This is a genomic window from Streptomyces hilarionis (genome assembly GCF_024539675.1).
Lineage (GTDB): Bacteria > Actinomycetota > Actinomycetes > Streptomycetales > Streptomycetaceae > Streptomyces > Streptomyces hilarionis.
The window spans coordinates 55,176-77,511 of record NZ_JAHHIT010000038.1; the positions used below are offsets into that span (position 1 = coordinate 55,176).

The 22,336-nt window shown below is 71.0% G+C and carries 16 protein-coding genes and 1 pseudogene; 8 read left to right on the forward strand and 9 right to left on the reverse strand.

Going from position 1 to position 22,336, the window contains the following annotated elements; genetic code table 11:
* Positions 1–101: 101 nt before the first annotated feature.
* Positions 102–2,177 carry a molybdopterin oxidoreductase family protein gene (locus KMS84_RS07115; protein ID WP_256915210.1) on the forward strand — a complete coding sequence of 692 codons (2,076 nt, stop codon included), beginning with the start codon at positions 102–104 and terminating at the stop codon, positions 2,175–2,177.
* 90 nt (positions 2,178–2,267) lie between these two features.
* Here the strand turns inward: KMS84_RS07115 and KMS84_RS07120 are convergent, their stop codons facing one another.
* Entirely contained in the window at positions 2,268–3,002 is a 735-nt protein-coding gene (locus tag KMS84_RS07120; RefSeq protein ID WP_256915211.1) for a TetR/AcrR family transcriptional regulator, read from the reverse strand.
* Between the two features lie 198 nt (positions 3,003–3,200).
* Here KMS84_RS07120 and KMS84_RS07125 point away from each other — a divergent pair, with 198 nt between their 5' ends.
* A complete protein-coding gene (locus KMS84_RS07125; RefSeq protein WP_256915212.1) occupies positions 3,201–4,751 on the forward strand; it encodes an MFS transporter in 1,551 nt (516 codons plus the stop codon).
* A gap of 133 nt (positions 4,752–4,884) precedes the next feature.
* Here KMS84_RS07125 and KMS84_RS07130 read toward each other — a convergent pair whose 3' ends face one another.
* Both KMS84_RS07130 and KMS84_RS07135 read right to left on the reverse strand, forming a co-directional pair.
* Positions 4,885–5,586, reverse strand: coding sequence for a DUF6215 domain-containing protein (locus KMS84_RS07130; protein ID WP_256915213.1), 702 nt, complete (start codon positions 5,584–5,586; stop codon positions 4,885–4,887).
* A 307-nt stretch (positions 5,587–5,893) separates the two neighbouring features.
* Positions 5,894–7,540, reverse strand: a complete 1,647-nt coding sequence (locus tag KMS84_RS07135) for a M4 family metallopeptidase (protein ID WP_256915214.1) — start codon at positions 7,538–7,540, stop codon at positions 5,894–5,896.
* Positions 7,541–7,717: 177 nt separating this feature from the next.
* On the opposite strand from KMS84_RS07135, the gene KMS84_RS07140 reads away from it, so the two are divergent.
* The 6 genes from KMS84_RS07140 to nirD all read left to right on the forward strand — a co-directional run bounded on the left by KMS84_RS07140 (position 7,718) and on the right by nirD (position 14,451).
* Positions 7,718–8,149, forward strand: coding sequence for a gamma-glutamylcyclotransferase family protein (locus KMS84_RS07140; protein WP_256915215.1), 432 nt, complete (start codon positions 7,718–7,720; stop codon positions 8,147–8,149).
* 281 nt (positions 8,150–8,430) lie between these two features.
* Complete coding sequence (locus KMS84_RS07145; protein ID WP_256915216.1) at positions 8,431–9,045, forward strand: hypothetical protein; 615 nt, start codon at positions 8,431–8,433, stop codon at positions 9,043–9,045.
* A gap of 290 nt (positions 9,046–9,335) precedes the next feature.
* The gene (locus KMS84_RS07150; RefSeq protein WP_256915217.1) at positions 9,336–9,959 is read left to right on the forward strand and encodes a class F sortase; all 624 of its coding nucleotides are present in this window, start codon (positions 9,336–9,338) and stop codon (positions 9,957–9,959) included.
* Between the two features lie 264 nt (positions 9,960–10,223).
* Complete coding sequence (locus tag KMS84_RS07155) at positions 10,224–11,462, forward strand: NAD(P)/FAD-dependent oxidoreductase (protein WP_256915218.1); 1,239 nt, start codon at positions 10,224–10,226, stop codon at positions 11,460–11,462.
* Positions 11,462–14,065 (forward strand): nitrite reductase large subunit NirB, encoded by a 2,604-nt coding sequence (nirB, locus tag KMS84_RS07160; RefSeq protein WP_256915219.1) that lies wholly within the window; start codon positions 11,462–11,464, stop codon positions 14,063–14,065. The genes KMS84_RS07155 and nirB overlap by 1 nt, the downstream gene beginning before the upstream one ends.
* Positions 14,062–14,451, forward strand: a complete 390-nt coding sequence (gene nirD / locus KMS84_RS07165; protein WP_256915220.1) for a nitrite reductase small subunit NirD — start codon at positions 14,062–14,064, stop codon at positions 14,449–14,451. Before nirB ends, nirD begins: the two co-directional genes overlap by 4 nt.
* On the opposite strand, the gene KMS84_RS07170 is transcribed toward nirD, so the two are convergent.
* The 6 genes and pseudogenes from KMS84_RS07170 to ppdK all read right to left on the reverse strand — a co-directional run bounded on the left by KMS84_RS07170 (position 14,441) and on the right by ppdK (position 21,994).
* Positions 14,441–15,379, reverse strand: a complete 939-nt coding sequence (locus tag KMS84_RS07170; RefSeq protein WP_256915221.1) for an oxidoreductase — start codon at positions 15,377–15,379, stop codon at positions 14,441–14,443. The two genes, nirD and KMS84_RS07170, sit on opposite strands and share 11 nt — an antisense overlap.
* A gap of 119 nt (positions 15,380–15,498) precedes the next feature.
* Positions 15,499–16,494: an ABC transporter permease family protein gene (locus KMS84_RS41215; RefSeq protein WP_308287954.1), complete on the reverse strand. Its 996-nt coding sequence runs from the start codon at positions 16,492–16,494 to the stop codon at positions 15,499–15,501.
* A 381-nt stretch (positions 16,495–16,875) separates the two neighbouring features.
* Positions 16,876–17,784: pseudogene (locus tag KMS84_RS41220) on the reverse strand (FtsX-like permease family protein); the annotation flags it as partial.
* An 8-nt stretch (positions 17,785–17,792) separates the two neighbouring features.
* Entirely contained in the window at positions 17,793–18,479 is a 687-nt protein-coding gene (locus tag KMS84_RS07180) for an ABC transporter ATP-binding protein (RefSeq protein ID WP_256915223.1), read from the reverse strand.
* Positions 18,480–18,537: 58 nt separating this feature from the next.
* Positions 18,538–18,957, reverse strand: a complete 420-nt coding sequence (locus tag KMS84_RS07185; protein WP_256915224.1) for a hypothetical protein — start codon at positions 18,955–18,957, stop codon at positions 18,538–18,540.
* Between the two features lie 289 nt (positions 18,958–19,246).
* Positions 19,247–21,994, reverse strand: a complete 2,748-nt coding sequence (ppdK, locus tag KMS84_RS07190) for a pyruvate, phosphate dikinase (protein ID WP_256915225.1) — start codon at positions 21,992–21,994, stop codon at positions 19,247–19,249.
* Positions 21,995–22,336: the final 342 nt, after the last annotated feature.

The window sequence follows — 22,336 nt, forward strand, 5'->3', positions numbered from 1 at the left end:
CCGCTCCTCACGAGCGCACCAGCCCGGCGGGGAGGGCGCCACCACACCGCCGTAACAGGAGACCGCACGGCGCGTAACACGGCCGAAGCACGCTGGGGCGCATGCGGACCGCCTCGACGCCCACCCACTGCCCGTACTGCGCCCTGCAATGCGGGATGGCCCTGTCGCCCCTGCCCACGGGGGGCGTCGAGGTGGTCGAGCGTCCCGACTTCCCGGTGAACCGGGGAGCCCTGTGCGGCAAGGGCCGCACGGCGCCGGCGGTGCTCTCCTCCGCGGTGCGGCTGACCTCCCCTCTGGTGCGCTCGGGCGGCGAGCTGGTCCCGGCCACGTGGGAGGAGGCCCTGGACCGGATCGCCTCGGAACTGGGCCGGATCCGGGACGAGCACGGGCCCGACGCGCTCGGCGTGTTCGGCGGGGGCGGGCTGACCAACGAGAAGGCGTACACGCTCGGCAAGTTCGCGCGGGTCGTCCTCGGCACCTCGCAGATCGACTACAACGGCCGCTTCTGCATGTCGTCCGCCGCGGCCGCCGGCGTCAGGGCGTTCGGGCTGGACCGGGGGCTGCCCTTCCCGCTGGAGGACGTCCCGCGGACCGGGTGCGTGATCCTCGTCGGGTCCAACCTCGCCGAGACCATGCCGCCCTCGCTGCGCTTCTTCAGCGAACTGCGCGACAACGGCGGCACGTTGATCGTGATCGACCCGCGCCGTACGAGGACCGCCGAGCAGGCCGACCTGCACCTCGCGCCCCGGCCGGGCACGGATCTCGCGCTGGCGCTCGGGCTGCTGCACCTGGTCGTGGCCGAGGGACGGGTCGACGAGGAGTACGTGCGCGAACGCACCGCCGGCTGGGAGGAGGCCCGGGCGGCCGCCATGGCCCACTGGCCGGAGTACGTGGAACGGATCACGGGGGTGTCCGTTCCGCACCTGCGGGAGGCCGTGCGGCTGTTCTGCGAGCCCGAGGCCGCGATGGTGCTCACCGCGCGCGGCCCCGAGCAGCAGTCGAAGGGGACCGACACGGTCGGGGCGTGGATCAACCTGTGTCTGGCGACGGGCCGGGCGGGGCGCCCCCTCAGCGGCTACGGCTGCCTGACCGGCCAGGGCAACGGACAGGGCGGCCGCGAGCACGGCCAGAAGGCCGACCAGCTCCCCGGCTACCGCAAGCTCGACGACCCGGCGGCACGGGCGCACGTCGCCGAGGTGTGGGGCGTGGACCCCGACTCGCTGCCCGGCCCCGGACGCAGCGCCTACGAGCTGCTCGACGCGCTGGGCACGGACATCCGCGCACTGCTGCTCATGGGATCCAACCCGGTGGTGTCGGCGCCGCACGCCGCGCACGTCGAGGACCGCATCAGGTCCCTCGACTTCCTCGCCGTCTGCGACGTCGTGCTCTCGGAGACGGCGGCCCTCGCGGACGTCGTCCTGCCGGTCACCCAGTGGGCGGAGGAGACGGGGACGACCACCAGCCTGGAGGGCAGGGTCCTGCTGCGCCGACGGGCGATCGACGCCCCGGACGGCGTGCGCAGCGACCTGGAGGTGCTGCACGAACTGGCGACCCGGCTGGGCGTCGAGAAGGGCTTCCCCGTCGAACCCGAGGAGGTCTTCGAGGAACTGCGGCGGGCGAGCGCCGGCGGGATCGCGGACTACTCCGGGATCACCTACCGCAGGCTCGCCGAGGAGAACGGCGTGTTCTGGCCCTGCCCGGCCCGCGACGACGGGCCCGCGCCCGGCACGCCCCGCCTCTTCCTCGACCGGTTCGCCACACCGGACGGCCGGGCCCGCTTCGCCCCCGTCGCGCACCGCCCGAACGCCGAGGAGCCGGACGACGACTATCCCGTGCTGCTCACCACGGGGCGGGTCGTCGCGCAGTACCAGTCCGGCGCGCAGACCCGGCGCGTGGAGGAGCTGAACGCCGCCGCCCCCGGCCCGTTCGTGGAGCTGCATCCCCGGCTGGCCGCGCGGCTCGGCGCGGCCGAGGGCGACCGGCTGGCGGTCGTCTCCCGGCGCGGACGCGCCGTCGCCCCGGCCCGGATCACCACGGGCATCCGCCCGGACACCGTCTTCATGCCGTTCCACTGGCCGGGCGAGGGCCGCGCCAACACCCTGACCAACCCGGCCCTGGACCCCATCTCCCGCATGCCGGAGTTCAAGTCCTGCGCCGTGCGCGTCGAACTCGCCTGACGGCCGCGCGACCAGCCGCCGCGACCCGCCGGGCGGCCGTGCCGGCAGCCGAGGGCAGGCCGGCAGCCGAAGCCGGGAGGGCGGCCGGAGCTAGGAGGGCAGGCGCAGGGACAGGCCGTCCAGGACGACCTCCAGGCCGTAGTGGAACTTCTCGTCGCGCAGGCCCGCGGGGTCGGCGACCGCCGCGGCGGCGTCGGTGTAGCCGTCGGTCAGATGCTCGTGCCCGGCCGCGGCCCGCTGGGCGGCCGGCATGAGGCGGGCGATGAAGTCGGCCTCGCTCTCGCCCGAGCGCGCGACGGTGGTGAGCCAGGCGGCCTCGGTGGTGCTCATGCCGATGACGTAGGACAGGACGGTGTCGATGGCGCGGTTCGGCTCCGGGAAGCCGGCGGCCGCGAACAGCGCGGCGAGCCGCTCCGAGAACGACATGAGGTTGGGACCGAGGTAGGCGAGCCCGGCCTGGCCCAGGACCGAGGACAGCCAGGGGTGCCGCAGGCCCGTCGCACGGAAGGCGGCGGCGGCCTCGGTGACGGCCGCTCGCCAGCCGGCCGAGCCCGCGTCCGGCACCCGGATCTCGGCCGCGACCTCGTCCACGGCCAGCTCCATCAGCTCGTCCTTGGTGGCGACGTGCCGGTAGAGGGAGGTCGCGCCCGCGTTCAGCCGGGAGCCCAGCTTGCGCATGCTCAGCGCCTCGATGCCGTCGGCGTCCAGCATCGCGATCGCCTCCCGCACGATGGCGTCCCGGCTGAGCGCGGGCTGGTCGGGCTCCCGGCGCTGCCGGGCCCAGACGGACGGGACGGGGCCGGCGTTCTTCGTCCTGGCGGTCACGGTTCCACTCCCTGAGGGTCGGCGGGGTCGGCAGCCTGCCGGCGTACGTCGTGCGCTCCCAGCGTACAGAGTTCCCCGTTGCGCACAGCGTTCCGGTCTGCGTACAGTGTGCGCAGCGGACGGAACACCGTACGCACAAGCCGGAACAGTGTGCGCAGCAAGCGAACGACGTGCGCACCACGGAGGGGGCAGGACGCCATGGAAACCCGTAATCCACGCCGCTGGTGGATCCTCGTCGTGCTGTGCCTGAGCACGCTGGTGCTCACGATCGACAGCATGGCGCTGACCGTGGCGGTGCCCTCGATGACCGAGGACCTCGGCGCCGACGCCCAGGACACCCAGTGGATCCTCGACTCCTACATCCTGGTCTTCGCCGGCCTGCTGCTGACCTCGGGAAGCCTCGGCGACCGCTTCGGCCGCCGGAAGGTGATGCTCGTGGGCCTGGCGGTCTTCGGCGCGGCCTCGCTGGCCGCGACGCTGTGCGCCGACCCCGCAGAAGTGATCGCCGTGCGCGTCGCGATGGGCGTCGGCGGGGCGCTGATCATGCCGTCCACCCTCTCGATCCTCATCACCGTCTTCGACGAGGAGGAACGCGGCCGCGCCATGGCGGCCTGGGGCTCGGTGTCGATGCTGGGCCTGGTCGGCAGCCCGGTCCTGGGCGGCGTCCTGATCGACCACTTCTCCTGGCACGCGATCTTCTTCGTCAACGTCCCCGTCGTCCTCCTGGCGGCGGTCGCCGCCGTGATCCTGATGCCGGAGTCCAGGGCCCCCTGGCAGAAGCCCGATCCGCTGGGCGCGGTGCTCTCGGCCGTCGGCATGACGGCCCTGGTCTGGTGGATCATCGAGCTGCCGGAGCACGGCGCGCTGGGCGGCCGCTCCACCCTCACCCTGCTCGTCGCCGTCGTCGGCCTGGCGGGCTTCGTGGTCTGGGAGCACGTCACCCCCTCGCCGATGGTCCCGCTGGCCCTGTTCAAGCACCGCAACTTCAGCGGCGGTTCGCTCTCCCTGGCCCTGGTCCAGACGGGCAACGGCGGTCTGCTGCTGGTCCTCACCCAGTACCTTCAGTTCGTCCTCGGCTATTCCCCCGTCAAGGCGGGTCTCGCCTTCCTGCCGCTCGCCGTGGCCGCGCTGATCGGCAACGGCGCGGGCGTGAACTTGGCCGCGAGGATCGGCAACCGGTTCGTGATCCTGGCGGGCATGCTCGTGATGGTCGCCTGCTTCGCCCTGCTGACGACCGTCGACGCCGACTCCGGCTTCACCGTCCCGGCGATCGCCCTCGGGCTGCTCGGTCTCGGGGCGGGCCTGGCCATGCCGGCCGCCGTCGGCGCGCTGATGAGCACCATCCCCGCGGACAAGGCCGGCGTCGGCTCGGCCCTCAACGACACCATCCAGCAGGCCGGCACCGCCCTGGGCATCGCCATCCTCGGCTCCCTGCTGACCAGCGGCTTCGCCGACGGGATGCCCGCCGACGCCCCCGAGGCGGCCCGCCGCTCGATCGGCGGGGCGCTGGCCGCGGCCGACGGGGACGCGGGCCTGGTCCGTGCCGCCCGGGAGGCCTTCACCGACTCGATGGCGACGACGTTCACGGTCGGTGCGATCGGCGTCCTCGCCGCCGCGGTCCTGGCCACACTGGTGATGCGGGACGGCGGGACCCGCCGCCCGGCCACCGGGACGGAGGCGGACGACAGCCCGCGGAGGGAGAACGCGCGGCTCCCGGAGCGGCCGGAGCGGTCGGAATTGGTCGGCTGAGATCCCCCGGTCACCCGGGATCCGCTGAGCGGCAGGTCGCCCGGGATCGGTCGACCGGCCGAGAGATCCGCGCGGCTGTCGTCCCGGCACCGGAAAGGCCGGCGCCCCGAGAGGGGGCGCCGGCCTCCGTGCGTCAGCCGGTCGTCGTCCAGCCCGGGACGGTGGGCAGGACCTGCTGCGCGATGCGCAGCAGCGCCGCGTCGTCCGGGCGGGCGTGGTCCTTGCGCCAGACGGTCAGTTCGTAGGAGCCGCCGCGGTCCTTGGCGTCGGGGGCGACGACGAGGGCCCGGGCGACGCTGCCGGGGCCGGTCTCGGACTTGCCGCCACCGAGGTTGAAGCGGATGGCGATCGTCTGGGTCGAGTAGAGCACCGCGGGGTGGCCCGCGACCGTCCGCGCCTGCGCCTCGTCCAGCAGGCCCGCCATCCGGGCGATCGGGAGACGGTCGTAGGAGCGCGTCAACTGCACCGTGTAGGTGTCCAGTTGGACGGTCGCCTCGGGCGTCGGGATCTGCTCGTCGCCCGTGCCGATCGAGCCGTCGCTGCCGTAGGCCGTCACCGCCCGCTCGCGCGGCGTGCCGAGGAGCGTCGGCAGGTCGGCCCGGTTCAGCGCCGTGCACAGCTGCGTCCCGGAAACGCGGTGGGCCGCCTTCGCGACGGCCTCGGCCTTCTTGTCCGCCTCGCTGGGCGAACAGGTCGCGGGCTCGTCGGCGGCCTTGGCGTCGTTCTTCTGGAGCACGAACAGCGCGCCCCCCAGCGCGCCGACCACCACCAGCGCCGCTATCGCCTGGGCCCACGGGTTCGGACCCTTTTCGGGCGCGGCAACTTCTTCGCTCATGTCCCCCACTGTCCCCATTGCCCCGGCGCTCACGGCGCCCCGAGCCCCCTGCGCGCGCCGGTTGCGCGCGGAGGGAGCGTAACGGCTGCCCCGGCCCCACGGAAGCGGGTTCGGCACCGGGCTCCCGGGAGGGAACGCCCGGGAGGCGGAGGCGGAGGCGGAGGCGGAGGCGGAGCGGCCCCGGCCCGGTCGCCGTGGCCGGGGGTGGCGCCCGAGGACGGGAGACCCCGGGCGGAGGACCTGGTACCCGGCGGCCGCGTCGGCTTCCCCGGCGCCCGGGGAGGCTCCCCCGGGCGCCGGTTCGGGCTCAGTTCACGTTGACGGCGCTCCAGGCCGCCGCCACGGTGTTGTACTCCGTGCTGCCCGCGCCGTAGAGGTCCTTGGCCGCGTTCAGGGTCGCCGCCCTGGCCCCGGCGTAGTTCGTCGAGGACGTCATGTAGACGGTCAGGGCCCGGTACCAGATCGCGCCGAGCTTGTCGCGGCCGATGCCGGTGACCGTGGAGCCGTTGGACGTCGGGGAGTTGTAGGAGACGCCGTTGACCGTCTTGGGTCCGCTGCCCTCGGCGAGGAGGTAGGCGAAGTGGTTGGCGACGCCGGAGGAGTAGTGGACGTCGAGGTTGCCGACCGAACTGCTCCAGTTGTCCGCCGACTTGCCGTCCCTGCTGGGCTTGTCCATGTAGCGCAGGGCGTCCTTGCCGAAGCCGGAGCGGACGATCTTCTCGCCGATCAGGTAGTCGCCGACGTCCTGGCTGTTGTTCGCGTGGAACTCGACCAGCGAGCCGAAGATGTCGGACGTCGCCTCGTTGAGGCCGCCCGACTCACCCGAGTAGGTCAGCTTGGCGGTCTTGGAGGTCACGCCGTGGGACATCTCGTGGCCGGCCACGTCCAGGGCGACGAGCGGGCCCATCTGGGTGCCGTCGCCGTCGCCGTAGGTCATGCAGAAGCAACTGTCGTCCCAGAAGGCGTTGTTGTAGCTGTTGCCGTAGTGGACGCGGTTGTAGGAGCCCTTGCCGTCGTTGCCGATGCCGTTGCGACCGTGCACGTTCTTGTAGTAGTCCCAGGTCGCGTCGGTGCCGTACTGGGCGTCCACCGCGGCGGTGGAGCGGTCGGCGGCGGCCCCCGTGCCCCAGTGGTTGTCCGCGTCCGTGAACAGGGTCGCGGGGGCGCGGCTGATGCAGATGCCGAAGATGCACAGGTCGGTCTTGTTGGCCGCGTCACCGGTGTAGGTGTTGCCGCGCGTGGGGTCCTTGAGCTGGTACGTCGATCCCGAGAGGGTCGTCTCCAGCGGGACCGTGCCGCCGTACAGGGACTTGCCGTCGCCGGTGGCCGTCTCGATCGTGTCCCAGGCGTCGATCTGGGCGCCGGTGCGGGCGTCGGTGAGCACCGCGCGGGCGACCGGGTTGCCCAGCGGGTCGAGGGCGACGACGTTCGTCCGCCAGGCCAGCTTCGGGGCGCCGTGCAGGGCGTCGACGACGAGCTGGGGCTTGGCCTTGACCTGCTTCAGCGACTCGCCCAGGTTGGCCGCGCGCAGGGCGTTGACGGCGACGTCGGCGGCCTTGGGCGCCGACACCTTCGGGGTGATGCTCGCCAGCGAGATCGCCGCCCTCGTCGCCCGGTCGGCGCCGCGGAAGGCGCCGTCGCGACCGAGGTGGACGACGAAGTCGCCGCCGAGGACCGGGAGCTGACGGTAGGTGCGGTCGTAGCGGACGTGCTGGGCGCCGTCCTTGTCGACGATCACGTCCCGCACGGACGTGCCCTGCACGGAGCTGAGACCCAGGGTGGCCGCGTGGTCGGCGAGGGCCGCCGCCGCGTGGTCGAGCGCGGTCGCCCTGGTCGGTCTGTCGGCCGCGTCGGCGGCCGGGGACAGTACGGCGGCCAGGAGCGTCGCCGTGGTGGCGGCGATGCCGGCGGTGGCGAGACGGGAACCTCGGACGTGCTGCCGTATCCGACTCATCAGTGTCTTCGGTCTCCTCGGGAGGGCGCCGTGGGGGGCGCGTGTGGGGGTGGCCGGTGAGGGCCTGTGGAGGTGGCGCTGATGTCGTCCTGGCATTTAAGAGGGCATGACATGTCATGTCCATAGCGCATACGCAACGGACCGGTGAGGGGCCGGTGTGGGGAGAGAATCGTTTTCGTGATCGCCCCCGAACTCCCCTTCTTCGTCTACGGCACGCTCCGCCCCGGCCAGGTCAACCACGACCTCCTGCTGCGCGGTCGCACCCTGCGCGAGGAACCGGCCCGGCTGGCGGGCGCGCTGCTGTACGACGGCCCCGGCTACCCCTACGCCGTCGAGGCGCCGGGCGAGGCGGACGCGATGGTCTCCGGCGACCTCGTGACGGCCCGCCCCGAGGAGTACGCCCGGCTGCTCGCCGACCTCGACCGGCTGGAGGAGTACGCGCCGGGCGACCCGCGCAACCTTTACGAGCGCGTCGCGCGCGAGGTGCTCCGCGTGGACGGCGCCACGCCCGTGCGCGCCTGGGTGTACGTCGCCGCGCCCGCCGTCGCCGCCGGACTGCGGGCCCGGGGGAAGCCGATCGAGGGCGGCGCCTGGCCGGCCCGCCGGTGAGCGCTGGCACCGCCCGCCGGTGAGCGCCGAGGCGGTGCGCCGCCACCGCCGACACGCTGCGCCGGTGAGCGCCTCACCCGTTCACACGCCCCGCGGAAACTTTTCCGCACACGACCGCCGCCACGCCGGTGACCTGCTGAAACAGCGGCGCGAACCGGCCCGGGCAGCGCCGATCTGACACCCATTCATCCCATTCCTGACACCCCCTCAGCAAGCGCGCCCGCCGCGCGGCGACTTACCTCGGAAGGGCAGGGATTCCCCAAGAGCCCGGAGGAGCACCGATGCGACGACGTACCGTCCGGCACGCCACCCCCCGTGCCGGCCGTCGCCCGGTCCGCCGCACCGCCCGCCGTGTCGTCCGCCGCACCGCCCGCGTGCTCACCGGCGCCGCGCTCGCCGCCACCGCGGCGGCCGGGGTCGCCGCGCCCGCACACGCCGCGGGCGTCGGCTCCGCCTCCCCCGGCGACCGGCTGGAGATCTACCCCGGCACCGCCGTGCCGGGCGGAGAGGTCTCGGTGGACACGGCGGCCTGCGGGGACGGCGAGCCGGCGGCCGGCGACGCCGGGGCGGTGGGCGCCGGACGCTTCACGCTCGCGCCCACCGCGCACGAGGGCGAGGCCGTCGGCCGGTTCCGGGTGCCGCCGAGCGCGCAGCCGGGCACCTACGAGCTCGTCGCGGAGTGCGCCGGGGACGGGCGGCGGATCACCGGCGACCTGGTGGTCGTGCTGGCCTCCGACCGGCAGCCGGTGCCTCCGCGCGGAAGTGTCAAGACGGGGGTCGGCGGCGCTCTGGGCCCCGACCCCGTTCAGACCGCGGCCGGTGTGGCGGCTCTCGCCGTCGCCGCCGCGGGCGGTACCTGGCTCCTGCATCGCCGGGCGAGAGGCGACGGGATCTGACGGACACCCTCCGCCGTCCGTCAGCCGGTACCGCATGTCCCCTCCCCCTCCGGGCCCGACGCCCCTCGCGGCCCGGAGGGGGCACGGGCCCCCTCCCTCGCGGACCTCCGTTCGTCCGGAACCCGTCCGTCCCGGACCTCCGTGCCCGCGGAGGGACCGGCACGCACGGACGCGGCTCCGTGCACGGCTTCGGACACTCGGCCCGTTCAGGAATCAGCCCTCACACGAATCAGCCCTCCCAGGGATCGGCGCGTACCGGGACCAGCCCGTACACGGACAGGGGGAACGTCATGCGCAGGGTCGGCAACACCGCCATAGCGGCCGTCACGGCGGCCTCCCTGTGCTGCGGCGCCTGGCTGCTGCACAGCGGCGCCGAGGGGAGCCCCCCGCCGCAGCCGTCCGCGGCCCAGGCCCGCTCCGACGGCCCGCAGCGGTCCGGCCGGACCGCCCCGGCGCTGCCGCCCTCCGCGCCCGACCGCGTCCGCATCCCCTCGATCCACGTGGACGCCCCGCTGACGGGCCTCGCCCTCACCGCCTCCGGCAGCCTCGGCGTCCCGCCCGCCGCGAAGAAGAACCTCGCCGGCTGGTACGAGGCCGGCACCACCCCCGGCGAGACGGGCACCGCCGTCGTCGCCGGCCACGTCGACAACGCCGACGGTCCCGCCGTCTTCTACGACCTGGGAGCCCTGCGCAAGGGCAGCACCGTCGAGGTGGACCGGCGCGACGGACGGGTCGCGGTGTTCACCGTGGACGCCGTCGAGGTCTACCGCACCCGCGACTTCCCCGACGCGAAGGTGTACGGCGCGGCGGACCGGCCCGAGTTGCGGGTGATCACCTGCGGCGGGGACTACACGGAGGCGACCGGCTACCAGGGGAACGTGGTCGTGTTCGCCCACCTCACCGGCAGCCGCTGAGAGCCCGCCGCCCCGGACCCCGGGGCCCGGGACCCGGGACCCGGGGCCCCCGGACCGCCCGCCGCACGCCACCCGCCACCCGCCGTCGACGGGCGCGCGACCGCCGACCGTCCCGGCGCCGGCCGCGGCGGCGCACGTGAGCGGCGCCCGAGGCGCGGGGGCGGGAACCCTCACACCTGCTCGGCGGTCCTGCTGAGGGCAGCGTTCCTCGCGGGAAACAACGGTGATGCGGCCGGGTAACCTCCGCCACGCACGCTCTCGGACATGACCTCGCAATCGCGTGTGGTGGTGCTCGGCGCCGGCCTCGCGGGCGTACGACTCGCCCGCAGGCTCGGCGAACTGGGCGTGCCCGCGCTGCTCGTCGGCGACGAGGAGCACCGGCCCTACAACCGGGTCCTGCTCGCCGAGGTGCTGGCCGGCCGCTACTCCCCCGACGTGATCGCGCTGCCCGCGCCCGCCGGACCGGTCCGGGCCAGGGTCACCGGCATCGACCGCTCCCGGCGGGTCCTCGTCTGCGCGGACGGCTCGCGGATCGCCTACGGCACGCTCGTGCTGGCCACCGGCTCCAACCCGGTCCTGCCGCCCCTGCGCGGCCTGTTCACCCCCGACCACGTCCTGCCGGAGGGCGTCCACGCCTTCCGCACCATGGACGACTGCCTCGGTCTGTCGAAGGCGGTGCGGGCGGGCGTCCGGGCGGTCGTCATCGGCGGCGGACTCCTCGGCGTCTCCGCGGCCCGCGCGCTCGCGGTGCGCGGCGCCCAGGTCGTCCTCGCCCAGCAGGCCGAGCGCCTCATGGAACGCCAGCTCGACCCGAACGCCTCCCGGCTGGTGCGCCGCCACCTCGAGGACCTCGGCGTCGAGGTGCACACCGAGTGCCGGGTGCGCGACGTGCGCTGCCTCGGCGGCGCCGTCCGGTCGGTCGAGATGGCCGACGGCTACGCCCTCGACGCCGATCTGGTGGTGCTGGCCTGCGGGGTCTCCCCGCGCGCCGGACTCGCCAGGGACGCCGGGATCGCCGTCCACAAGGGCGTCCTCGTCGACGACGCCCTGCGCACCTCCGACCCGCACGTCCGGGCGATCGGCGACTGCGCGCAACACGACGGGACCGTGTACGGTCTCGCCGCCCCGGCGCTGGAACAGGCCGACGTGCTCGCCGCGTCCCTGGCCGGCGACCCGGACGCCCGCTACACCGGCACCCGCGCCCTCACCCGGCTCACCCTCGCCGGGGGCGGCGCCCTCGGCCCCGCCGGGACCGGCGCCTTCGACCTCGCCGCGTTCGGCGAGACCGAGCCCCGCCCCGGCGACGACGTCGTGCAGCTCGCCGACGCCACCCGCGGCACCTACCGCAAGGTCGTCGTCCGCGACGACCGCCTGGTCGGCGGGGTCCTCGTCGGCGAACTCGGCACCGTCGGCGCGCTCGCGCGCGCCTGGGAGGGAGCAGAGCCGCTCCCCTCCGACGGCGGCCCCCTGCTCCACCTGCTCACCAACGACGGAGGCACCTGATGACCGCCACTGAGGGGGCCACCCCCACGATCGTGCTCGTCGGCCACGGGATGGTCGGCCAGCGCTTCCTCGAAGCGATCGCCGAGCGCGGCCTGACCGCCACCCACCGCGTGGTCGTGCTGTGCGAGGAGCCACGGCCCGCCTACGACCGCGTGGCGCTGACCTCGTACTTCTCGGGCAGGACGGCCGAAGACCTGTCGATGACCGACATGGCGTTCCTCGAGACGCACGGCATCGAGCTGTACGTCGGCGACCCGGCGCAGACCGTCGACCGCGAGGCCAGGAAGGTCGTCGCCCGCTCCGGCCGGGTCTTCGCGTACGACACCCTCGTCCTCGCCACCGGCTCGTTCCCCTTCGTCCCCCCGGTCCCCAACAAGGACGCCGAGGGCTGCTTCGTCTACCGCACGATCGACGACCTGCTGGCCATCGAGAAGTACGCCGAGAAGGCGACCACCGGCGCGGTGGTCGGCGGCGGCCTGCTCGGGCTGGAGGCCGCCGGCGCCCTGAAGGGCCTCGGACTGACCTCCCACATCGTGGAGTTCGCGCCCCGGCTGATGCCCGTCCAGGTCGACGCGGGCGGCGGCGCGGCCCTGCTGCGCACCATCGAGGACATGGGCCTGTCCGTCCACACGGGCGTGGGCACCCAGGAGATCGTCGTCGACGAGTCCGGCGCGGTCACCGGCATGCGGCTCTCCGACGGCTCCGAACTCGCCACCGACATGGTCGTGTTCAGCGCCGGCGTCCGCCCCCGCGACCAGCTCGCCCGCGACTGCGGTCTGAGCGTCGGCGAGCGCGGCGGCATCGCGGTCGACGAGCGGTGCCGCACGGTCACCGACCCCCACGTGTTCGCCATCGGCGAGTGCGCCCTGGCCGCCGACGGCCGCGTCTACGGCCTGGTCGCCCCCGGCTACGAGCAGGCCGAGACGGCCGCCGCGGCCATCGCCGACGACGAGTCGGAGCAGCTGTCCTTCACCGGCGCCGACCTCTCCACCAAGCTGAAGCTGCTCGGCGTGGACGTGGCCTCCTTCGGCGACGCCCACGGCGCGGCCGAGGACTGTCTGGACGTCGTCTACTCCGACTCCCGCGCCGGGCTGTACAAGAAGCTGGTCATCGGGCGCGACGGCACGCTGCTCGGCGGCATCCTGGTCGGCGACGCCGACGCGTACGGCACGCTGCGCGCCTTCACCGGATCCGTGCCGCCCGTGGCCCCCGAGTCGCTGGTCCTGCCGGCCGGCGCCGGGGAGTCCGTGCAGCTCGGCCCGTCCGCGCTGCCGGACGAGGCGATCGTCTGCTCCTGCCACAACGTGTCGAAGGGCACGATCCGCGGCGCGGTCACCGAGCACTCCTGCACGACCGTGCCCGAGGTGAAGAAGTGCACCAAGGCCGGTACCGGCTGCGGCAGTTGCGTCAAGGTCCTCGGCCAGCTGGTCGCCGCCGAGCTGGAGGCGAGCGGCGTCGAGGTCGACAAGGGCCTGTGCGGCTGCTTCGCGCAGACCCGCGAGGAGCTGTACGAGATCGTCCTCGCCCTGCGCATCAACACCTACCAGGACCTGCTGGACCGCTACGGCCGCGACGGCGCCCGCGGCGGCGACGGCTGCGACGTCTGCAAGCCCGCGATCGGCTCGATCATCGCGTCGCTCGCCCCGAGCATCGGCGCGAGCGGGTACGTCCTGGACGGCGAGCAGGCGGCGTTGCAGGAGACCAACGACCACTTCCTCGCCAACCTCCAGAAGAACGGCTCCTACTCGGTCGTCCCGCGCATCCCCGGCGGTGAGATCACCCCCGAGGGCCTCATCGTGATCGGCGAGATCGCCCGCGACTTCGGCCTCTACACGAAGATCACCGGCGGTCAGCGCATCGACATGTTCGGCGCGCGCGTCGAGCAACTCCCGCTCATCTGGACCCGGTTGGTCGACGCCGGCTTCGAGTCGGGCCACGCGTACGGCAAGTCCCTGCGCACCGTGAAGTCCTGCGTCGGCCAGACCTGGTGCCGCTACGGCGTCCAGGACTCCGTCCGCATGGCCATCGACCTGGAGCTGCGCTACCGGGGCCTGCGCTCCCCGCACAAGCTCAAGTCCGCCGTCTCCGGCTGCGCCCGCGAGTGCGCCGAGGCCCAGTCGAAGGACTTCGGCGTCATCGCCACCTCCAACGGCTGGAACCTCTACGTCGGCGGCAACGGCGGCGCGACCCCGCGCCACGCGGACCTCCTCGCCCAGGACCTCACCGACGCCGAACTGATCCGGCTGATCGACCGGTTCCTGATGTTCTACATCCGCACCGCCGACCGCCTGGAGCGCACGTCGACCTGGCTGGAGCGCATCCCGGGCGGCCTGGACCACGTCCGCGACGTCGTCGTGGAGGACTCCCTCGGCATCTGCGAGGAGCTGGAGTCCCTGATGACCGCACACGTGGCGCACTACGCCGACGAGTGGGCGACCACCATCAACGACCCCGAGAAGCTGGCCCGGTTCGTGTCCTTCGTGAACGCCCCCGACACCCCCGACCCCGTCGTCGGCTTCGTCCCCGAGCGCGAGCAGATCAAGCCCGACCTGCCGCTGCTGACCATCGGCCACCGTCCCCTGGAAGGAAGCGCCCAGCGATGACCCTGGCACCCGAGACCACCGACCTGAAGGTCCAGCTCCAGCTCGAGGAAGGCGGACCGCACTGGTTCACCGTCTGCGACCTGAGCCGGCTCGTCCCCGGCCGCGGCGTGGCCGCACTGCTGCCCGACGGCCGCCAGGTCGCCCTGTTCCGCGACCGCTCCGGCGCCCTGTACGCCGTCGACAACCGGGACCCGTTCAGCGGCGCGGCGGTCCTCTCCCGAGGCCTGACCGGCACGCACCAGGGTCGCCCGTTCGTCGCCTCCCCGCTCCTCAAGCAGCGTTTCGACCTGGTGAGCGGTCAGTGCCTGGACGACGACACGGTGCGCGTCGCCACCTACGAGGTCAGGACGGCGACCCCGGACGCCGCCCCCGCCCTCAGCGCGTGAGGACGTCGTAGGACACGCCGGTCAGCTGCTCGGACGCGGCCCACAGCCGCCGGCCCGCCCGGTCGTCCCGGGTCCAGGGCGCCCGCCACGACGGTGCGGGCGCCCCGCGCCACATCGCGAGGGACGGCCCGGTGAACGAGTCCGGGCGCACGCCCGGCGCGGTCGCCGCGTAGAGGGTGGGCAGCGCCCCGGCCTCGGCGCTCTGGGCGAGGACCCGGTTGCCGAGCGCCATCAGCCGCTCGGCGCCCCGCCGCCCCTCCGCGAGCGGACCGGCCGTCTGTAGGTTGGTCGCCGCGTACCCGGGATGGGCTGCCGCCGCGACGACGTCCGCCCCGGCGGCCTCGACCCTGCGGGCCAGCTCGTGGGTGAAGAGCAGGTTGGCCGTCTTGGAACGCCCGTAGGCGACCCAACGCCGGTACCTTCGCTCGGAGTTGAGATCATCCGGGTCGATGGCGCCGAGCAGGTGGGCCATGCTGGAGACGGTCACCACCCGCGCCCCCGCCGGGCCCTTCGCGGCTTCGAGCAGCGCGGGCAGCAGCAGCGCCGTGAGGGCGAAGTGCCCGAGGTGGTTCACCCCGAACTGCGTCTCGAACCCGTCGGCGGTGACGCCGTACGGCATGGCCATCACCCCGGCGTTGTTGACGAGCAGGTCGAGCCGCTCGCACGGCAGCGAGCCGGCGAACTCGCGCACGGAGGCGAGATCCCCGAGATCGAGCCGGCCGAACTCCACCTCCGCGCCCGGGACGTCCTCCCGCAACCGCCGCACGGCCTGCGTCCCCCGGGCCTCGCTGCGACAGGCGAGCACGACCCGCGCCCCCCGGCGGGCGAGCTCCCGCGAGGTGACGTACCCGAGCCCACTGTTGGCCCCGGTGACGACGGCGACGCGACCTCCCTGACCAGGCATGTCACGCACACTCCAGCCGACCACGACCGCACTCCCTCCACAGCGTGCGGTGCAGCCTACGGCCCCGGCCCCGCCCCCCCGAATTCCCGGGGACCGCAGTCCCTCGGCCCTCGCCCCGGCCCGCACTCACCGCTCCACCCCACTCAGTCCCGACGGATCAACTCCGGATCGATCCGCCGCCCGACCAACGGCAAGGACCCAAGAGCGGCGACGACCACGACCCCCAGAGCACAGACCAACAACAACGGCACGCCGTCCCCGTCCCAGAACACGGCCCCGCCCCCGGTGACCAGATAGCTGGACTCGGCCATCTTCCCCGTCACCACGGCGAGCACCAGACCGACGGTCAACGGCAGCACCACTTGGGCGACTTGAACGGCTTTAAGGGTCCGAGGTCTCGCCCCTAGCAAGGTCAACGCTGTGACTTGAGGACGGCGCTCCACGGCCCGGTCTGTGGCCGCAACCAGATAGGCAGCGACACCGATGACCAGCCCCAAAACCATGCCTACAGCAAGGAGGGTTTTGATGACCGTGATCTGCTGAAGCGCGGTGACCACGATGCCCGGTGTGTCCACCTCCGTCGTGGGGTCAACCCCAGCGACACCGTCGAGAACAGCACGGACGGTTGCGGGCGCCGAACTACTTACGAGAACTAGAGTCGCTTGTTCTGGACGGAAACCACGCGGCATGAATGAAGGTGGCAGAAGGACATTACCACTACTCAGCGCCGGCAGGCCCACATAGTCTCGGTAAACAACCTCCTGCTGCGGGAGCTTCACGTGCATGACATGCCGCTGCCTTCCACGACGCAGATGGAACGGGAATTCCATCCCAGGTTTGTCGATGTCGTCATAACCTTGGTTCGGGTCTCGCAGCCGAATTGGTCGCCCATCCACACAGCTGCCAGCCTCTGGAACAAAACTGCGCAATTGCTTGCACGTTGCAGCGACGGCACTGATCATCCCGGACGGCTGAGCAGCACCCAGGTCTCGCCATGAGTCCATGACAACAATATGCGCACGAACGCCTTTCACGCGCTCCCATGCCTCTTGTTTTTCCGCAGAAACCCCTTCGAGCGAAATTCGATAAAGTTGCACCGGAGAGGTGTTTTTGGATACCTGTGCCAGTTCGATGAGCACGCCTTGCACAAGCGAGGCTGAAAAAATCAGCAACACCAAACTTGTCGCAACTCGTAGAACCCCCCCGGGCTCCACCTCATTTCGCCGCATGGCAAGCCCAAGCGCAAGCGACCTGGTTGAGCGAGCCATTCTTCCAGCGAGGGACCGAGACAAGAGTGGCAGAGTAAGCACGACACCCGAACCGACCAGGACAACAGCCAAAGGAAGGAGAAACGAAGAAAGCCCGGTGTCTCGCGGCTGACGCCCAAGAGCACCCAGCACGCAGTACGCAGCCACGATCCCCAAACCAGGAAATAACGGGAGCAATCCCCACCGGCTGGGCGACTTCTCCACAGCACCGCGTCGGACATCGAGCGGGTTCTCTGCCGCCTTACGTGCACTTGATCGCCCGACGAACCATGCGAGGGTGGTGGCACCCACTACACAGGTGACGGCGGTGGGCGCAGGCAACGCCCCATCAGACGGATACCATTTGAATCCAGGAAGCCCGGTCCTTGAGACGCATTGATTGACGATCCAATACGCACAAAGACCGATGAAAGTGCCGCATAGTGCAGCCGCCACGGTCTCTGCAGCATTCACCCTCTGCGTTCCCGCCCTACTCAACCCGAGAAGGCGCAAAGCGGCAAGCCTCTTAGACCGTGCGGCGGCGGAAAGCCGGGCACATACCGAGAGGAATACTGTTAGGGGTAGCAGAACTACACCGACAAGGGTAAAACGCAGAATGTTCAGCGTCGATGGCTCCACAGTTTCATCGGGTGGATCCTCCGTACCAAAGGTCGTAACCCGTTGGGCACCGTCGAGAGCGCGGCGCTCTACTCCGACGTACGCGTACAACTCGTCTGGATGAGCCAACCCCGGGGCTCCGATCAGCCCTTTGTCTTTGCCTGGTACGAGTTGAGCAAGACCAGGCTCCCGCTTAAGCTCCTCACGGAGTTGAGGAGACAGGAAAACTTCGCCAGCTCTGGGTAGTTGACTGAGCCCCGGGGGCGGCTGAATAGACCGAACTCCCCGTGCCACAAAGACTCTGGTGAGGGGTTGGGATCCATAGGGATCAGTCCTAGTGAGCTCAAACGAATCGCCACGGGCTCCAATACAGTAGCCGTTGTAATCCACCCTGTCGCAGTCCGGATTACGCGCCGCCATCCGGCCGTCCTGCGCAGCTAGAATCCCTGGGATTGCCAAAACAACAGCGAGACAACAGACGCCGATCGCGCTACCCGCCACCATGAGCAGGAAACGTAGCCGGTTCCCTCGGCCACTCCCTGAAAGCAATCTCAGGCCGAGCATGAGTTCCCTCACGAAACCTCCCTGACTTGAGGAGTGAGCAAGCCGTCACACATGGTGTAGCGACTGTCGGCCCGCGCTGCCACTTGGTGATCGTGAGTCACCAGGAGCACGGCCGTACCCTGAGAGCGGGCGAGAGCTAGGAACTCGTCCAACACAGATGCCGCGTTGGAACTGTCAAGAGACCCTGTGGGCTCATCCGCGAAAATCACGGCAGGCCTGTGCACCAAAGCACGCGCAACCGCAATTCGTTGACTCTGCCCTCCGGAAACCTGCGATGGCCTACGGTCGCGCAGGTTGGCCAGCCCCAGTCGCTCCAAGACCTCGCCGGCAGCAGCGAGTGCAGGGGCTTTACGCTGGCCGGCCAGGCGTAGAGGCAGCGCCGCGTTCTCCTCAACAGTCAACTCAGGCAGCAGTTCACCGTACTGGAAAACAAATCCGAAGCGTTCACGGCGCAGCGTACTGAGTTCCTCGTCATCGAGGTCACCCAAAACTCGCCCCTCGAAACGGATTTCACCGCGAGCAACGGGCAGTACTCCAGCAAGGCAATACAGCAGCGATGATTTACCTGAGCCACTTTGCCCAGTAATCGCCGCGACTTCGCCGCGGCACACACTGATGCCAGCAGCCCTCACAGCGGGCGTCTCACCATAAAAGAGGTCGATGCCCGTACCACAGAGGACTTCTTGCGTACTCATGTTGCCCCCTTAAGAGCGGGAGCCCAGGGAAGACCACCTGGGCTCCAAACGATCTCGGTCAGTCGCGGTGGTGCGACACACTCTTGGTCTTCGAGCAATTGTCGGGGTGCAGGCTTCCGCGATCTCGACAAGCCCGGAGCTTCGCAGAACTGGTGTACCGCTGTGCGCCATCCCAATTAAAGTGATGCATGCTCACTGAATGACGCTGTTTTCCGTTGTACCGAACCCATCCGTGACCTTCGACCCGCACCTGCATGTAGACGTTGTGGCCATCGTCGGCAGCGTTATCGTGGAGCACTCCAGACCACTCGAAGGCCCCGTGGTTGGTGCCGGGCGGATTGAACCTGAATTCCCCTTCCAGGAACTCCACTCCACCCGAGTGAAGCTTCTCGATGCTGCCCGACTGTGTGGCCAGTGCCGTCCCCGCCCCCAGGCAGAACAAGCCAGCCGCCACCGCCGCCATCAGCGCTCTCTTCACACATACCTCCGTAACCGATGGCGACGCCGTCATCGCCATGAGTAACGGACTGTAGCGGTGCGAAAGTTGACAGAAACGATCTAGCAGCCCATATCCACCACATCAGGTGATCGACTTCCAGCCACCCCAACAAAAAGAAGACGGCACCCCCGCACAGGGTGCCGTCTCTTCGTGGGCCGGGGCCGTCGCCGATCGGTGAGGGTCGGGGACCGGCGGCGGCTCCGGGGTTCTGCGTGCGGCCGGGTGCACTTCCGGCCGCGCGGTGGCCCGACGCCTCGGGCCTCAGGGCTCAGCGGTGGTCGCTGCCCGTGGACTGGGTCGCCGCCCGGCCCGCTTCCAGGCGGGCGACCGGGATGCGGAACGGGGAGCAGGAGACGTAGTCCAGGCCCACCTCGTGGAAGAAGTGCACCGACTCCGGGTCGCCGCCGTGCTCGCCGCACACGCCGAGCTTGAGGTCGGGGCGGGTGCGGCGGCCGGCCTCGGCCGCGGACTTGACCAGGGAGCCGACGCCGTCGCGGTCGATGGTCTCGAAGGGGCTGACGCCGAAGATGCCCTTCTCCAGGTACGCGGTGAAGAAGGAGGCCTCCACGTCGTCCCGGCTGAAGCCCCACACCGTCTGGGTGAGGTCGTTCGTGCCGAAGGAGAAGAACTCCGCCGCCTCGGCGATCTGGCCGGCGGTGAGGGCCGCCCGCGGAAGCTCGATCATCGTGCCGATGGCGAGCTTCAGCTCGACGCCGGTGGCCGCCTCGACCTCGGCGATGACCTGGTCGGCCTCCTCGCGGACGATCTCCAGCTCCTGCACGGTGCCGACCAGCGGGATCATGATCTCGGCGCGCGGGTCGCCCTTGGCGTTGCGGCGCTCGGCCGCCGCCTCGGCGATGGCGCGGACCTGCATGGTGAACAGGCCGGGGATGACCAGCCCGAGGCGCACACCGCGCAGACCCAGCATCGGGTTCTGCTCGTGCAGACGGTGCACGGCCTGGAGCAGGCGCAGTTCGTTCTCGTGGGACTCCTGGCGGGACTCCGCGAGCGCCACGCGCACCGACAGTTCGGTGATGTCGGGCAGGAACTCGTGCAGCGGGGGGTCGAGGAGACGGATCGTCACCGGGAGGCCGTCCATGGCCTCGAAGAGCTCGACGAAGTCCTTCTTCTGGAGCGGGAGCAGCTGCTTCAGCGACTCCTCGCGCTCTTCGTCGGTGTCCGCCAGGATCAGGCGTTCCACCTGCTCGCGGCGGTCGCCGAGGAACATGTGCTCGGTGCGGCACAGTCCGATGCCCTGCGCGCCGAAGCGGCGGGCGCGCAGCGCGTCCTCGGCGTTGTCGGCGTTGGCGCGCACGCGCAGGCGGCGCTTGCGGTCGGCGAAGGCCATGATGCGGTGGACGGCCTCGACGAGCTCGTCCGCGTCGTCCGCGCCCGCGTGCATGCGGCCCTCGAAGTACTCGACGACCGGGGAGGGTACGACGGGTACCTCGCCGAGGTAGACCTTGCCGGAGGAGCCGTCGATGGAGATGACGTCGCCTTCCTCCACCACGTGGCCGCCGGGGACGGTCATCCGACGGCGCTTGGTGTCGACCTCGAGCTCCTCCGCGCCGCAGACGCAGGTCTTGCCCATGCCGCGGGCGACCACGGCGGCGTGGGAGGTCTTGCCGCCGCGGCTGGTCAGGATGCCCTCGGCGGCGATCATGCCGTCGAGGTCGTCGGGGTTGGTCTCGCGGCGGACGAGGATGACCTTCTCGCCCGAGCGGGACCACTTGACGGCGGTGTAGGAGTCGAAGACCGCCTTGCCGACGGCCGCGCCGGGCGAGGCCGCGATGCCCCGGCCGACCTTCTCGACCTTCGCGTCCTCGTCGAAGCGGGGGAACATCAGCTGGGCGAGCTGGGCTCCGGTGACGCGCTGGAGCGCCTCGGTCTCGTCGATGAGGCCCTGGTCGACGAGCTGGGTGGCGATGCGGAAGGCCGCGCCCGCCGTGCGCTTGCCGACGCGGGTCTGGAGCATCCACAGCTGGCCGCGCTCGATGGTGAACTCGATGTCGCAGAGGTCCTTGTAGTGGTTCTCCAGCGTCTCCATGATCTGCATCAGCTGGTCGTAGGACTTCTTGTCGATCTGCTCCAGCTCGGCGAGCGGGACGGTGTTGCGGATGCCGGCGACGACGTCCTCGCCCTGGGCGTTCTGGAGGTAGTCGCCGTACACGCCCTGGTGGCCGGAGGCGGGGTCGCGGGTGAAGGCGACGCCGGTGCCCGAGTCGGGGCCGAGGTTGCCGAAGACCATCGAGCAGACGTTGACGGCGGTGCCGAGGTCGCCGGGGATGCGCTCCTGGCGGCGGTAGAGCTTGGCGCGCTCGCCGTTCCAGGAGTCGAAGACGGCCTTGATGGCGAGGTCCATCTGCTCGCGCGGGTCCTGCGGGAAGTCGCGGCCCGCCTCGGTCTTGACGATCTTCTTGAAGCGGGTGACCAGCTTCTTCAGGTCGGCGGCCTCCAGCTCGGTGTCGACCGTGACCTTCTTCGCGGTCTTGGCCGACTCCAGCGCGTCCTCGAAGAGCTCGCCGTCGACGCCGAGGACGGTCTTGCCGAACATCTGGATCAGGCGGCGGTAGGAGTCCCACGCGAAGCGGTCGTCGCCGGCCTGCTTGGCGAGGCCCTGGACCGACTTGTCGGAGAGGCCGATGTTCAGGACGGTGTCCATCATGCCGGGCATGGAGAACTTCGCGCCCGAGCGGACGGACACGAGGAGGGGGTTGTCCGGCTGGCCGAGCTTCTTGCCCATGCGCTCTTCCAGGGCGACGAGGTGCGCACTCACCTCGTCACGCAGTGCCGCCGGCTCCTCGCCGCTGTCGAGGTAGACCTTGCAGGCCTCGGTGGTGATGGTGAAGCCGGGAGGGACGGGAAGGCCGAGGTTGGTCATCTCGGCGAGGTTCGCGCCCTTGCCGCCGAGGAGGTCCTTGAGGTCCTTGTTGCCCTCGGTGAAGTCGTAGACGAACTTCACGCCCTCAACGCTCGTGGCCGACTCGGCTGCACGGAGATCTTTGTTTTCCGACACGGGTCTCGACTCCTCGAGGACGCGGTGGCTGCCCTGACGGCCAGGAACATACCCAGATCGAAGGCTCCTGGGTACGTCCACTTGCGCGTCATACGCCCGTAACCCGTCGTCCGCCAGCGGATCGAAAGTCAAGGCTTGGCAAGTGCGGGGCCGTCGATGTTTTCACTTGTTGAACGGAAGGACGCTCCAGGAGCCTCGTTCACGCTCGTATGAGCGTTGCGTGGCACGGTTGATTTCGATCGATGAACGATCAAGGCGTGGCACTGAGTGCCACCCCTTGGAGAAGTGCAGCCGTCCTTGATCCGCTCATCTGAGCACTACCCCCCTCAGGGGTGGCGAGAA

Bases quoted from the DNA above. Each gene is read 5' to 3' on its own strand.
- KMS84_RS07115 (WP_256915210.1), top strand. From the start codon at position 102: ATGCGGACCGCCTCGACGCCCACCCACTGCCCGTACTGCGCCCTGCAA.
- KMS84_RS07125 (WP_256915212.1), top strand. From the start codon at position 3,201: ATGGAAACCCGTAATCCACGCCGCTGGTGGATCCTCGTCGTGCTGTGC.
- KMS84_RS07130 (WP_256915213.1), bottom strand. From the start codon at position 5,586: ATGAGCGAAGAAGTTGCCGCGCCCGAAAAGGGTCCGAACCCGTGGGCC.
- KMS84_RS07135 (WP_256915214.1), bottom strand. From the start codon at position 7,540: ATGAGTCGGATACGGCAGCACGTCCGAGGTTCCCGTCTCGCCACCGCC.
- KMS84_RS07145 (WP_256915216.1), top strand. From the start codon at position 8,431: ATGCGACGACGTACCGTCCGGCACGCCACCCCCCGTGCCGGCCGTCGC.
- KMS84_RS07150 (WP_256915217.1), top strand. From the start codon at position 9,336: ATGCGCAGGGTCGGCAACACCGCCATAGCGGCCGTCACGGCGGCCTCC.
- KMS84_RS07155 (WP_256915218.1), top strand. From the start codon at position 10,224: ATGACCTCGCAATCGCGTGTGGTGGTGCTCGGCGCCGGCCTCGCGGGC.
- nirB (WP_256915219.1), top strand. From the start codon at position 11,462: ATGACCGCCACTGAGGGGGCCACCCCCACGATCGTGCTCGTCGGCCAC.
- nirD (WP_256915220.1), top strand. From the start codon at position 14,062: ATGACCCTGGCACCCGAGACCACCGACCTGAAGGTCCAGCTCCAGCTC.
- KMS84_RS07180 (WP_256915223.1), bottom strand. From the start codon at position 18,479: ATGAGTACGCAAGAAGTCCTCTGTGGTACGGGCATCGACCTCTTTTAT.